General features: G+C 64.0%; 12 protein-coding genes. All 12 read left to right on the top strand.

Translation table 11 applies throughout. The annotated features are described in order from the left end of the window. Positions 1–224 precede the first annotated feature (224 nt). On the top strand, positions 225–1,154 hold the full coding sequence (locus AB3X89_RS14245) for an alpha/beta fold hydrolase (RefSeq protein ID WP_368583860.1): 930 nt from the start codon (positions 225–227) through the stop codon (positions 1,152–1,154). Beyond that, on the top strand, positions 1,147–2,115 hold the full coding sequence (locus AB3X89_RS14240; protein WP_368583859.1) for a flavin reductase: 969 nt from the start codon (positions 1,147–1,149) through the stop codon (positions 2,113–2,115). The genes AB3X89_RS14245 and AB3X89_RS14240 overlap by 8 nt, the downstream gene beginning before the upstream one ends. A 110-nt stretch (positions 2,116–2,225) precedes the next feature. Next, positions 2,226–3,257, top strand: a complete 1,032-nt coding sequence (locus tag AB3X89_RS14235; RefSeq protein ID WP_368583858.1) for a polyamine ABC transporter substrate-binding protein — start codon at positions 2,226–2,228, stop codon at positions 3,255–3,257. A 75-nt stretch (positions 3,258–3,332) separates the two neighbouring features. Beyond that, entirely contained in the window at positions 3,333–4,217 is an 885-nt protein-coding gene (locus AB3X89_RS14230; RefSeq protein WP_368583857.1) for an ABC transporter permease, read from the top strand. 1 nt (position 4,218) lies between these two features. Then, positions 4,219–5,013 carry an ABC transporter permease gene (locus tag AB3X89_RS14225; RefSeq protein WP_368583856.1) on the top strand — a complete coding sequence of 265 codons (795 nt, stop codon included), beginning with the start codon at positions 4,219–4,221 and terminating at the stop codon, positions 5,011–5,013. A 28-nt stretch (positions 5,014–5,041) separates the two neighbouring features. After that, positions 5,042–6,130: an ABC transporter ATP-binding protein gene (locus AB3X89_RS14220; protein WP_368583855.1), complete on the top strand. Its 1,089-nt coding sequence runs from the start codon at positions 5,042–5,044 to the stop codon at positions 6,128–6,130. An 11-nt stretch (positions 6,131–6,141) separates the two neighbouring features. After that, complete coding sequence (locus AB3X89_RS14215) at positions 6,142–6,849, top strand: GntR family transcriptional regulator (protein ID WP_368583854.1); 708 nt, start codon at positions 6,142–6,144, stop codon at positions 6,847–6,849. 59 nt (positions 6,850–6,908) lie between these two features. Continuing rightward, positions 6,909–8,384 (top strand): NAD-dependent succinate-semialdehyde dehydrogenase, encoded by a 1,476-nt coding sequence (locus AB3X89_RS14210; RefSeq protein WP_368583853.1) that lies wholly within the window; start codon positions 6,909–6,911, stop codon positions 8,382–8,384. Positions 8,385–8,478: 94 nt separating this feature from the next. Then, a complete protein-coding gene (locus AB3X89_RS14205) occupies positions 8,479–9,399 on the top strand; it encodes a LysR substrate-binding domain-containing protein (RefSeq protein WP_368583852.1) in 921 nt (306 codons plus the stop codon). A 188-nt stretch (positions 9,400–9,587) separates the two neighbouring features. Next, positions 9,588–10,883, top strand: coding sequence for a dicarboxylate/amino acid:cation symporter (locus AB3X89_RS14200; RefSeq protein WP_368583851.1), 1,296 nt, complete (start codon positions 9,588–9,590; stop codon positions 10,881–10,883). Further along, a complete protein-coding gene (locus AB3X89_RS14195; protein ID WP_368583850.1) occupies positions 10,880–12,346 on the top strand; it encodes an aspartate/glutamate racemase family protein in 1,467 nt (488 codons plus the stop codon). Before AB3X89_RS14200 ends, AB3X89_RS14195 begins: the two co-directional genes overlap by 4 nt. Before the next feature lie 95 nt (positions 12,347–12,441). Continuing rightward, positions 12,442–13,860, top strand: a complete 1,419-nt coding sequence (gene aspA, locus AB3X89_RS14190; RefSeq protein ID WP_368583849.1) for an aspartate ammonia-lyase — start codon at positions 12,442–12,444, stop codon at positions 13,858–13,860. The last annotated feature ends 56 nt before the right edge of the window (positions 13,861–13,916 follow it).

Genomic DNA, 13,916 nt, shown 5'->3' with positions numbered 1-13,916 from the left:
GCCGCCGGCATCTGCCGGCGGCCTTTTTTTGTTTGTTTGATCAGCCAAACACACAACGCTTAGCCCAAAGCGTGCCTGAGCAATTCCCCCAATATCATGGTATTCCATAATACGCCATGCATTGTCGTAGGCCATAAGATGGCATACCATAATCTCATCGATTTTGTATTGCGGCTCGAAGCCTGAAAGGAGAACCCAATGACGTTCGAAGTGGAGCGTGTCCGATGAAGCCCGATTTATCGCCGACGCGCGTGATTTCGCATGGTCAGCGTGGCCGAACCGCGGGCACCTGCTACAGCGTGTACGCGCCGCAATCGGACGCCGCCGCCGAAACCGTCGTGCTGATCCACGGCGTGGGCATGAATCAGAGCGTGTGGGCGCCGCAGATCGATGCGTTAGCCGAATCGTTTTGCGTCGTTGTCTACGACATGCTGGGGCACGGCGACAGCGTGCTGCCGAGCGCGGAGCCCTCGCTCGACGAATACGCGGCGCAGCTCGCGTCGCTGCTCGACGCGCTGCGGATCGAGCGCGCGCACGTGGTGGGGCACTCGATGGGCGCGCTGGTCGCGCTCGAATTCGCGCTGACCCATCCCGAGCGCACGCTGAGCGTCGCCGCGTTGAACGCGGTGTACGACCGCACGCCGGCACAGCGCGAGGCGGTGGTGACGCGCGCGGCCACGCTCGGCGATGCGCGTGCCGACACCGGGGTGGACGGAACACTGTCGCGCTGGTTCGGCGATCCCATTCCGGGACATCTGACCCAGGCCGCGCGGGCGGTGCGCGCGCTGCTGCTTGCCGTCGATCCGGTGGGCTACGCGCGCACCTACCGTCTGTTCGCCTGCTCGGACGACGCGCATGTCGGGCGTCTCGCGAGTCTCGCGGTTCCCGCGCTATTTCTGACGGGCGAGGGCGACCCGAATTCGAGCGCGCAGATGTCGCGGGCGATGGCCGCGGCGGCACCGCATGGCCGCGCCGAAATTATCGCGAACGCGCGCCACATGATGAACGTCACCGACCCGGAGCGCGTGAACGCAAGCCTGCTCGCTTTCCTCGTCGAAGCATCGGCGCTGCGACGGAAGAAGCCCGCAACGACCACAGCAACGAACGCAGCAACTACCGCAGTCGCAGTACCAACCGGAGAACGCCATGGCTGAGTCGATTACCGCCCCGAGCGCGCAACCCGCTTTCGATATCGTCGATTTTCGACGCGCGCTCGGCGCTTTCGTGACGGGCGTCACCGTCGTCACGACGATCCAGGCAGACGGCTCGCCGCGCGGCTTTACGGCGAACTCGTTCACGTCGGTATCGCTCGATCCGCCGCTGATTCTCGTGTGCATCGCGAAGACCGCGGCGAGTTATGCGGTGTTCTCGGACACGCACCGCTTCGCGGTCAGCGTGCTCGCCGAAGACCAGAAGCATGTGTCGGGCGTGTTCGCTTCGAAGGCCGTGGACAAATTCTCGCAAGTACCGTGGAGCACGCGCAAAACGGGCGCGCCGGTGATGGATGGCTCAGCGGCGAGCTTCGACTGCACGACGCATCAGGTGGTCGATGCGGGCGATCACATCATCCTGATCGGTCGCGTGGTGGACTTCGTGCAAACGAGTTCGTCGCCGCTTGGCTACTGCCGCGGCGCGTACGTGAACTTCAGCCTGTCGCAGGACGCGCTGGCCGCGGCGGGTGCGCGCGCGAAAGTCGGCGCGATCCTCGAGCATCGCGACGGGCTGGTGCTCGTCGACACCGGCAATGGTTTGGGGCTGCCAACCGGCATCAAGCTCGACCCGGCCACCGACCCCGCGAGCCTGCACGGCGTGCTCGCGAAGCTCGGCCTGCGCGTGCATCTCGACTTCCTGTTCGCGGTATTCGAGGACGGCAGCGGCAAGGAGCCCGGCGTGCATATCTACTATCGCGGCCGCGTGATTCCGAACGGCTCGCCGTGGCTCGACAGCAGCGTGCGCATCGTGCCGCTGTCCCAGATTCCGTGGGACGACGTGAGCGACGCCGCCGTGCGCTCGATGCTCGAACGCTATGAGCGCGAACGCAGACAGGACGCGTTCGGCATTTATGTCGGCGACAGCGAAGCCGGCACCGTGCAGCCGGTCGGCCTCGCGCATTGACAGCGCGGCACCGCTGCAACCCAAAACTCACAACTCACGACGATGAAGCCGGCGCGTTTTCTCGCCGCCGGACCGACGAAGCAACACCCAACCGTATCCCGGAGACAGACATGAGCAGCAGAAGCATTCCGTTTATCGCACCGTTGTTCGTTGCTTGCGCGACGGCGTTCGCGGCAGCGCCCGCACTCGCCGCAGACCCGATTGTCTTCACGAGCTGGGGCGGCACCACGCAGTCGTCGCAACAGAAGAATTGGGCGCAGCCGTTCACGCAGGCGAGCGGCATCACCGTATTGATGGACGGCCCGACCGACTACGGCAAGCTGAAGGCAATGGTCGATAGCGGCAACGTGAGCTGGGACGTCGTCGATGTGGAGGGCGACTTCGCGTACGCCGCGCAAAAGGCCGGCCTGATCGAGCCGATCGACTACTCGGTCGTGAAGAAGGACGAACTGGACCCGCGCTTCGCGACGCCGGACGCGGTAGGCAGCTTCTATTACTCGTTCGTGCTCGGCTACAACAAGTCGAAGTACACGGGCGCACAGCCGCAGACGTGGGCTGATCTGTTCGACACCAAGAAATTCCCCGGCAAGCGCACGTTCTACAAATGGTCGGCACCGGGCGTGCTGGAAATCGCGCTGCTCGCCGACGGCGTGCCGCCGAACAAGCTCTATCCGCTCGACCTCGATCGCGCGTTCAAGAAGCTCGACACGATCAAGGGCGACATCGTCTGGTGGAGCGGCGGCGCGCAATCGCAGCAACTGCTCGCATCGGGCGAAGCGCCGATCGGGATGTTCTGGAATGGTCGCTTGCACGCGCTCGCGCAGACCGGTGTGCCGGTGGCCATTTCGTGGAACCAGAACCTGACCGCCGCCGACATGCTCGTGATTCCGAAGGGCGCCAAGCATCGCGCGGAAGCGATGAAGTATCTGGCGGCCGCGACGAGCCCGCAGGCGCAGGCGAAATTCGCCGCGGAGACGGGTTACGCGCCGATCAACGTGAAGTCGGCCGCGCTGATGCCGGCCGCGATGGCGAAGACGCTGCCCGACCAGTACAAGGACTCGCAAATCAATCTCGACATGAAGTACTGGGCCGACAACCGCGACGCGATTGCGAAGCGCTGGTACGCATGGCAATCGAAATAAGCCGCACGGACCGACGTTAGAGCCGAGCGCCGCGCAGTGAATCGGCGCGCACAGAGACACCGAGCAGGAGACATCATGCCCAACGTAATGAGTACCGTCGCGCATCCGCCCGCGACGGCCGCGCGCAAGCGGCGCGACTGGCGCAGCGCCTGGCTGCTGACGCCGGCCATGCTGCTGCTGCTGATCTTCTTCCTGCTGCCGGTGCTGTCGCTGCTATTGCGCAGCGTGCTCGAGCCGACGCCGGGACTGGAGAACTATCAGCAACTGGTTGGTTCGACCACGTACCTGCGCGTCTTCGGCAATACCTTTCTCGTCGCGACGGTCGTCACGCTCGTGACGGTGCTAGTGGGCTTTCCGATGGCATGGCTGCTCGCGATCGCGCCGCGCAAGCTCAGCTCTTTGCTATTCGCGATCCTGCTGCTGTCGATGTGGACCAACCTGCTCGCAAGGACTTTCGCGTGGATGGTGCTGTTGCAGGGCACGGGTCCGATCAACCGCGCGCTGATGGCGATCGGCCTGATTCACGAGCCGCTCGCGCTCGTGAACAAACTCACCGGCGTGACGATCGGCATGACGTACATCATGCTGCCGTTCCTCGTGATGCCGCTGCACGCGACGCTGCGCGGCATCGATCCGTCGACGCTGCGCGCCGCCGCGGTTTGCGGTGCGAGCCGCTGGCAGGCGTTCTGGCGCATCCTCGTGCCGCTCGCGATGCCGGGCGTGGCATCCGGCGCGCTGATGGTGTTCGTGATGGCGCTCGGCTACTTCGTCACACCCGCGCTGCTCGGCGGCCCGTCTTACATGATGCTCGCCGAACTCATCGCACAGCTCGTGCAGGAACTGCTGAACTGGGGCCTCGCCGGTGCCGCCGCTTTCGTACTGCTGAGCGTGACGCTGGTGCTCTATGCGTTGCAATTGCGCTTCACCGGCAGTGCGCGCGCAATTCAGGGAGGACGCTGACATGTTGCTCGATTTCGATCGTCTCGGCGGGCTTCGCTGGGCACTGGTGGCGATAGGCGCCGCCGTCGCACTGTTTCTGCTGCTGCCGATCCTGTTCATCGTCGCGCTGTCGTTCGGCGATTCGCAGTGGCTGATCTTCCCGCCGCCGGGCTGGACGCTGGAGTGGTATCGGCAGCTTTTCACGGACCCGGGCTGGATCGATTCGCTGCTGACGAGCGCGAAGCTGGCCGTGATCGTGATGGCGCTTTCGGTGCTGCTCGGTTTTCTAGCGTCGCTTGCGCTGGTGCGCGGCAAGTTCCGCGGCCGTGAAGCGGTGAAAGGCTTCTTCCTGACACCGATGGTGCTGCCCGTCGTCGTTCTGGCCGTCGCGCTGTATGCGTTCTTTCTGCGCATCGGCCTGAACGGCACGATGACCGGTTTCGTGATCGGCCATCTGATCATCGCGCTGCCGTTCTCGATCATCTCCATCAGCAACTCGCTGGTGAGCTTCGATACGGCGCTCGAAGACGCGGCGCTGATCTGCGGCGCGTCGCCGCTCACCGTGAAGCTGCGCGTGACCCTTCCCGCGATCCGGCTCGGCCTGTTCGCCGCCGCGATCTTCGCGTTTCTGGCGTCGTGGGATGAAGTCGTGGTGTCGATCTTCATGTCGAGCCCGACCTTGCAAACACTGCCCGTGCGTATTTGGTCGACGCTGCGGCAGGACCTGACGCCCGTCGTTGCGGCGGCGTCTTCACTGCTCGTCGCATTGACGACCGTATTGATGCTGGCGGGCGCCGTGCTGCGCCGCGCGCGCTAATCGACGTAATCAGCGAGGTAAACAAGCCATGACTGCATTCCTGCAAATCCAGCGTCTGCGCAAGACCTACGACGACGTCGTCGCCATCGACCAGGTTTCCCTCGATGTGCGCAAGGGCGAGTTCATGACCTTTCTCGGACCGTCCGGTTCGGGCAAGAGCACGACGCTGTATATCGTCGCGGGCTTTCAGGAGCCCTCCGACGGCCGCGTGCTGCTCGACGGCAAGCCGCTGCTGGCGGTCGCACCGAACAAGCGCAACATCGGCATGGTGTTTCAGCGATATACGCTGTTTCCGCACCTGACCGTGGGTGAGAACGTGGCATTTCCGCTGCGCGTGCGCCGGCGCCCGCAAGCCGAGATCAACGCGAAAGTCGACAAGATGCTCAAGCTCGTGCATCTGTCCGAGTGCCGCGACCGGATGCCCGCGCAGTTGTCGGGTGGGCAACAGCAACGCGTGGCGATTGCTCGCGCGCTCGCCTACGATCCGCCCGTGCTGCTGATGGACGAGCCGCTGTCGGCGCTCGACAAGAAGCTGCGCGAGGAAATCCAGCTCGAATTGCGCCGCATCCACCAGGAGACGGGCGTGACGATCCTCTACGTCACGCACGACCAGGAGGAAGCGCTGCGCCTGTCCGACCGCATCGCGGTGTTCAACAAAGGCCGCATCGAGCAGGTGGGCACCGGTGAAGAGCTGTACGCGAACCCGGCGTCGCGCTTCGTCGCGAGCTTCATCGGCAATTCGAATTTTTTGCCGGTGAAGGTCACGAAGAACACCGACGGCCGCATGAACGGCGTGTTCCCGAACGGTCACGAGATCGCGTCGGACGCCTTCAGTCCCGCGCTCACCGCGGGCGACGACGGCACCTTGATGATCCGCCCCGAGCAGATGCGCATCAGCGCGCTGCAAGCTGCCAGCGGCACGAGCGGCCTGCCTGTGACGGTGCGTGATATCACGTATCTCGGCGACGCGATGCACTACGCGGTGGCGACGCCGTGGCAGCAGGAAATCTCGATCCGGATGCCGGCCGCGCATCGGCACGACAGCGGTATCGCGATCGGCACCCAGGCGCTCGTCGACTGGGACGCACGCGATGTGCGCCTGTTCGCTCAAGCATAACGGCGACTGTCATGAGCGGCGCACTGCCATCGCTGAAGGTTCAACGCCCGACGACCACCTTGCGCGAACTCGCGCTCGAAAAAATGCGCACGGCGATCCTTGAGGCCCATTTCCATCCCGGCGAGCGGCTCGTCGAGCGCTCGCTGTGCGAGATTCTCGGCGTGAGCCGCACCGTGGTGCGCGAGGTGTTGCGGCATCTGGAAACGGAAGGGCTCGTCGACTCGATACAGAACCAGGGGCCGATCGTCGCCGTGCTCGACTTCGATACGGCGGCGGAGATCTACGAGATACGCGCGCTGCTCGAAGGCGAGGCGGCGATGGCGTGCGCTCAGCATGCGGACGAGCAGACAGTTGCCGATCTGGCTGATTTCATCGAGCAGATCCAGGCGGCGTTCGAAGCGCAGGATCATCGGGCCGTCAGGGCACTCACTTCGGCGTTCTACGAACGCATGTTCATCAGCGGGAAAAAGCATGTGGCCTGGGAGATCGTGCAGTCGCTGACCGCGCGCATCAACCGGCTCAGAGCGCTGACGATCGCTTCCGACGACCGCGGCCGCCAGGCCGTCGACGAGATGCACCGGATTCTTTCGGCCATCGAGGCGCGCGATACCACGGCCGCGCGCGAGGCCGCGATCGCGCATGTGCACCGGGTGGCCGAAATCGCCCGCAAGCTGCTGGCGGAAGGGCACGAGCAGGCGGTATGGCGTCAGGCGCGCTAGCACTCGGACGTTTCCAATCAACCGGCGCGCGGAACATCGCATCAACCGCATTTTGTGTAATGAAGGAAAGCAACGTGGAATTGAAGACCCTGTTGAAGGACGCGGCGCTTCTGCGCCATCAGGCTTATATCGACGGGCAATGGTGCCCGGCCGACTCGGGTGCGAGCTTCGACGTATCGGACCCGGCAACGGGCGCAACGCTCGGCAGCGTTCCGTCGATGGGCGAGGCCGAAACGACGCGGGCAATCGATGCGGCCAACGCCGCGTGGCCAGCGTGGCGAGCCCGCACGGCCAAGCAGCGCGCGGTCGTGATGCGCCGCTGGTACGAGCTGATAATCGAGAACGCCGACGACCTCGCGCTGATCCTGACCGCGGAACAGGGCAAGCCGCTCGCCGAAGCGAAAGGCGAAATCGCTTACGGCGCGTCGTTCATCGAGTGGTTCGCCGAGGAAGGCAAACGCGTGGCCGGTGACACACTCGCGACGCCGGCATCGGACAGGCGGCTCGTCGTCCTCAAGGAGCCGATCGGCGTGTGCGCCGCGATCACGCCGTGGAATTTTCCGAACGCGATGATTACCCGCAAGGTGGGCCCGGCGCTCGCGGCGGGCTGCCCGATCGTCGTGAAGCCCGCCGAAGCCACGCCGTTCTCCGCGCTCGCGCTCGCGGTTCTGGCCGAGCGGGCCGGCGTGCCCAAGGGCGTGCTCAACGTCGTGACCGGCGATCCGAAGGCAATCGGCGGCGCGATGACGAGCAGTTCAGTGGTTCGCAAGCTGTCGTTCACCGGATCGACCGGGGTGGGCAGATTGCTGATGGCGCAAAGTGCGCCCACGGTGAAGAAGGTCACGCTCGAACTGGGCGGCAATGCGCCATTCATCGTATTCGACGACGCCGATCTCGATGCAGCGGTAGAAGGCGCAATTGCATCGAAGTACCGCAACAACGGGCAAACCTGCGTGTGCACGAATCGCTTGTACGTGCATGAGCGGGTGTACGACGCGTTCGCATCGAAGCTGGCTACGGCAGTCGAAGCCCTGAAGGTCGGGCACGGTATGGAGGGCGGCGTCACGCTGGGTCCGCTGATAAACGACGCGGCGCTCAGCAAGGTCGAAGCGCACATCGCCGATGCGCTCGGCAAAGGGGCGTCGCTTGTCACCGGCGGCAAGCGACACGCGCTCGGCCACGGCTTTTTCGAGCCCACGGTGCTGACCAACGTCACCGCGCAGATGGCCGTGGCGAAAGACGAGACCTTCGGCCCGCTCGCGCCGCTGTTCCGTTTCTCGAGCGACGAAGAAGTGGTGAGGCTCGCCAACGACACCGAGTTCGGTCTGGCCGCCTACTTCTACAGCCGCGATATCGGCCGCATCTGGCGCGTGGCCGAACAACTCGAATACGGGATGGTGGGGATCAACACCGGCCTGATCTCCAACGAAGTGGCGCCGTTCGGCGGCGTGAAGCAGTCGGGGCTCGGCAGGGAAGGCTCGCACTACGGGATCGATGACTACCTCGTGATCAAGTACCTGTGCATGGCGGTTTGACCTCGCTCCGATAGTCAGCGCGCGGCACGGCCAAGCGTAGAATTGCGGGCGCAGCGGCGAGCCGATTCGTCGCCGGACCGGAGACCGATGGCTGATGGAAATCAAGTGGATCGAAGACTTCATCGCGCTCGCCCGCTATCAGAGTTTTTCCCGCGCGGCGGAGTTTCGCAACGTCACGCAGTCGGGTTTCAGCAGACGGATTCAGCAGCTCGAACAATGGGTCGGCGCCGATCTCGTCGACCGTACCGGCTTTCCGCCGACCTTGACTCCGGCAGGCCAACTGTTTCGTGACGCGGCCGAAGACATCCTCGAAAAGCTGTTCGACACGCGCGCGATCATTCGCACCGAACAGCGCATCGCGGGCACGAGTCTGCAGATCGCGGCGGGCCACACGATCGCGCTGAACTTCCTGCCCGCTTGGTTGCGCACGCTGTCGAAGCATGTCGGCGAAGTGCGCGCGCGCGTGATTCCGGCGAACGTGCACGATTCGATACTGATGCTGGTCAACGGCAACTGCGAGCTAATGTTCGCTTATCACCATCCGCAGCTGCCGTTGCATCTCGATCCGACCAGGTACGAATGCGTGACCGTGGGCGTCGACACCTTCATGCCGGTATGCAGGCCCAACCAGCGGCTTGCGCACGTGTACCGTCTGCCGGGCCTGATCGAACATCCGATGCCGTTCATCGCCTATACGGAGACCAGCTACTTTGGGCGCTGCTTCAAGTTGCTGATGGAGCAGAGCAAAGCGTCGCCCGCCTTGCATCTTCATTACGAGTCCGACATGGCCGAGGTCGTGAAGAAGCTCGTGCTGGAAGGCGAGGGCGTCGCATGGCTGCCGAAGAGCTCGATCGCCGCCGAACTCGATAGCGGCCAACTCGTCGCCGCCGGCCGCTCGGAATGGCAACTGCAACTGGAGTTGCGCGTGTACCGTGATCTGACGAATCGCAGCGAACTGCTCGATACGCTGTGGCGGCATCTTCGGGCTTCGTCGGGGCCCGCCGAGCAGCGCTGATAGGGTTATCCCGCGTTATGCGAAACTTGCATAGCCGTATGCAACACTAGCATTCAAGGCGGTTCTGCCGTCTCTAGAATTCCGTCCAGACACAAAAAAGCGGTACATCGACATGCGATGTGCCGGCCATTCCCGAGCGCGCGCCGGTCGATGCCGACCGTTCGTGCGCCATCCCAGGACGGAGACACATGAAGAATCGGCTCACCCTCTACATCCTCGCCGGCATGCTGCTCGGCGTGGCCGTCGGCTATGTCTGCCATCGCACGGCGGCCGATGCCGCGCACGCGAAGGAGATCGCCGGCTACTTTTCGATCATCACCGACATCTTCCTGCGGCTCGTGAAGATGATCATCGCGCCGCTCGTGTTCGCCACGCTCGTGTCGGGTCTCGCCGGCATGGAAGGCACCAGCGACGTGCGCCGCATCGGCCTGCGCTCGATCGCGTGGTTCCTGTGCGCGTCGCTGTTCTCGCTCGCGCTCGGCCTCGTGCTGGCGAATCTGCTGCAACCGGGCGCGGGTTTGCACATGGCCCAGACGAGCGCTGACGTGGCCACCGGCCTCAATACGTCGAGCCTGAACTTCAAGGACTTCGTCACGCACGCGTTCCCCACCAGCATCATCGATGCGATGGCGCGCAACGATATCCTGCAGATCCTCGTCTTCTCGGTGCTGTTCGGCATCGTGCTCAGCGTGATCAAGTCGGACCCGCGCGTCGCGCCGCTGATCGCAGGCGTCGAAGCGCTCGTGCCCACCATGCTGAAGCTAACCGATTACGTAATGCGTCTCGCGCCTCTCGGCGTATTCGGCGCGCTGGCCTCGGCGATCACGGTGCATGGCCTCGACATGCTGACCACTTACGGCAAGCTCGTCGCGAGCTTCTATACAGGGCTCGCGCTGCTGTGGGCGGCGCTGATTCTTGCCGGCTACGCGTTTCTCGGCAAGCCGATCTGGGCCTTGCTCAAAGCGATCCGCGAACCCGCGATGCTGGCGTTCTCCACCGCGAGCAGCGAGGCGGCGTATCCGCGCCTGACGGAGAAGCTGGAGGAATTCGGCGTCGACAAGAAAGTGGTCGGCTTCACGTTGCCGCTCGGCTATGCGTTCAATCTCGACGGCTCGATGATGTATCAGGCGTTCGCCGCGATCTTCATCGCGCAGGCGTTCGGCATCGACATGCCGATCAGCACGCAGATCGTGATGCTGCTGGTGCTGATGGTGAGCAGCAAGGGGATGGCGGGCGTCGCGCGCGGCTCGGTGGTCGTCGTCGCGGCGGTGGCGCCGATGTTTCATCTGCCGCCATCGGGCGTCGTGCTGGTGCTCGCGATCGACCAGATTCTCGATATGGGGCGCACGGCGACCAACGTGATCGGCAACAGCATCGCGACGGCGGCCATCGCGAAGTGGGAAGGCAAGCGCGTGGCGCGCCAGGAGCGCCGCGCGGCGATCGCGACGGCTTCGTTCGGTCAGCTAGAAGGCGAGACGAAATGAGCGGCATCGATGCAACCGCTGCCACGAGCGCGCGCAAGTTCGGCGTGGTGGGCGGGCTCGGCCCGCTCGCGAGTGCGGACGTGTTCTTCAAACTGATCAAATCGACGCCGGCCACGCGCGACGCCGAGCACTTCGATGCGATTTTCGAGCAGCAGCCGTTTCGCAGCGCCGATGCCGACAGCGAGACATTGACGCAGCGCAAGCTGTACATCTTCGATCTGATCAGCAGTTTCGAGAAGCGCGGCGTGACGACAGTCGTGCTGCCGTGCTTCCTGAGCCACACGTTCATCGACGAACTGAAAGCCAATTCGCCGCTGCAAATCGTCGATATGGTCGAGGCGGTGCGCAGCCACGTGCGCAGAAGATTTCCCGCGGTACGCCGCGTGGGCGTACTCGCGTCGGCCTATACGCGGCGCAAGCGTCTGTTCGAGAAGTACTTCGCGGCGCCCGAATTCGAAGTGATCCATCCGCGTATCAGCGACGGAACGGATTTCGTCACCGAAGCGGTCTATGGCGAGGATGGCGTGAAGAGCGGCAATCTGCGTGGCCGTCCGGTCGAGTTGCTGCGCGCGGCTTGCGAAGATCTGATCGCGCAGGGCGCCAATGTGATCGTGCCGGGGCTCACCGAGATCGCGCTGGTCGCGGACGAACTGGGTGCGTTGCGTGTGCCGCTCGTCGATTCGAACCTGGCTTACGCGCAATACGTCGTGTCCGGCCAGTACCACACGCCGGAGACGATCTTCAAGGTCGGCGTGGTGGGCGGCGTGGGTCCCGCGGCCACGGTCGATTTCATTCACAAGATCGTGCGCGCGACGCCCGCGCAGCGCGATCAGGACCACATCAAGCTGCTCGTCGAGCAGAACCCGCAGATCCCGGATCGCACGGAGAACCTGATCGGCGACGGACCCGATCCGACCATCTCGCTGTACGCGACCTGCAAGAAGCTCGAAACGGGCGGCGCGGATCTGATCGCGATCCCGTGCAATACCGCGCATGCCTTCGTCGAGCGGATTCAGCCTTATCTCGGCGTGCCGATCGTCAATATGCTGACGGTGACGGTGCGTTATCTGCGCGAGTCGTTTCCCGCGCTGCGCTCGGTCGGTGTGCTTGCGACATCCGGCACGCTCGCGAGCGGTGTCTATCAGAAGGCGCTCGAATCGCAGGGTTTGCGGCAGGTCGTGCCGTCACCCGCGCTGCAGGCGCGCGTGATGGACGCGATTTACGGCAAGCAAGGCGTGAAGGCCGGATTCACCGCCGGGCAGTGCCAGCAAGACCTCGCCGCGGCGATCGATGGGCTCATCGCCGAAGGCGTCGAAGTAATCGTTCTCGGCTGCACGGAACTGCCGCTGCTGCTGCGCGATCCCTATGTGATCGGCGCGAACGGCGCGCGCGTGAGCGTCGTCGATCCGACCGATGTGCTCGCGAAGCAGTGCGTCGCCTGCGCGACCGCGCCGCCCCGATAACCCAACCGCATCACCCATTCAACGCGACGGACCTGCACACGACGTGTGCCGGATGACCCCGCTCGCCTGTCGTTTTCAGAACCTGAGAGGACCTCATGCTTGCACCGACCGAACGTATCGAACACGACCTTCTCGGCGATCTCGCCGTGCCCGCGACCGCGTATTACGGCGTTCATACGCTGCGCGCGTTGCAGAACTTTCCGATCACCGGCCTTCCGATCTCCGTGTATCCGAACCTCGTCAACGCACTGGCGAGCGTGAAAGAAGCCGCGGCGCTCGCGAATCACGATCTCGGCCTGTTGAGCGCAGTGAAGATGCAGGCCATCGTGCATGCATGCCGGCAAGTGCGTTCAGGCACCGCGCACGAGCATTTCGTCGTCGATGTGATTCAGGGCGGCGCGGGCACCTCGACCAACATGAACGCGAACGAGGTGATCGCCAATCTCGCGCTCGAACATCTCGGGCGACAGCGCGGCGAATACGCGATTCTCCATCCGAACGAGGATGTGAATCTCGGCCAGAGCACCAACGACGTTTACCCGACCGCGCTGAAGATCGCCACGTACGCCGGAATCATGCAACTCGTCGATGCGATGGGCGTGTTGCGCGCGTCGTTCGAACGCAAGGCGGTGGAATTCGGCAACGACCTGAAGATGGGCCGCACGCAGCTTCAGGACGCCGTACCGATGACGCTCGGCCAGGAGTTCAGCACTTTCGCGGTGATGCTCGGCGAAGATGAAGAGCGGCTGAAGGAGGCCGCTCAACTGATCTGCGAAATCAATCTCGGCGCGACGGCGATCGGCACCGGCATCAACACGCATCCGGAATACGCGCAGCTTGCATGCAGGCACCTGAGCGAAATAACCGGTATCGCATTGACCACGTCGCCGAATCTGGTCGAAGCGACGCAGGATGTCGGCTCCTTCGTGCAGCTTTCCGGCGTACTGAAGCGCGTCGCCGTCAAACTGTCGAAGACCTGCAACGATCTTCGCCTGCTTTCGAGCGGCCCGCGCGCGGGCCTCGGCGAAATCAACCTGCCGCCGGTGCAGGCGGGCTCGAGCATCATGCCGGGCAAGGTGAATCCGGTGATTCCGGAGGTCGTCAACCAGATCGCGTTCGAAGTCATCGGCAACGATCTGACAGTGAGCTTTGCCGCCGAAGCAGGGCAGCTCCAGCTCAACGCGTTCGAGCCGATCATCGCGCACAGCCTGTTCAAGAGCGTCGCCCATTTGCGCGCGGGGTGCCTGACGCTCGCGTCGAAATGCGTCGACGGCATTAGCGCGAATCGCGAGCGTCTGCGCGCGATCGTCGAGAACTCGATCGGCATCGTGACCGCGCTGAACCCGTATATCGGCTACACGCACTCGACCGAAGTCGCGAAGGAAGCGCTGGCCTCGGGCAAGAGCGTCGCGCAGATCGTGATCGACAAAGGGCTGCTGAGCCAGGCGCAGCTCGACCAGATCCTTCAACCAGCGATGCTGACGCAACCGAGAAAAATGTCCCCAGCGCAATGAGCGACGAAGGTTTTGCTGGACACAGGTCGCGTGCATACGCACGCGGCTCTTTCAAA

The sequence above is a fragment of the Paraburkholderia sp. BR14320 genome, from assembly GCF_040948665.1.
GTDB classification, from domain to species: domain Bacteria; phylum Pseudomonadota; class Gammaproteobacteria; order Burkholderiales; family Burkholderiaceae; genus Paraburkholderia; species Paraburkholderia youngii.
Note: the sequence above shows the minus strand (reverse complement) of the source record. Positions and strands in the feature narration are given on the sequence as shown.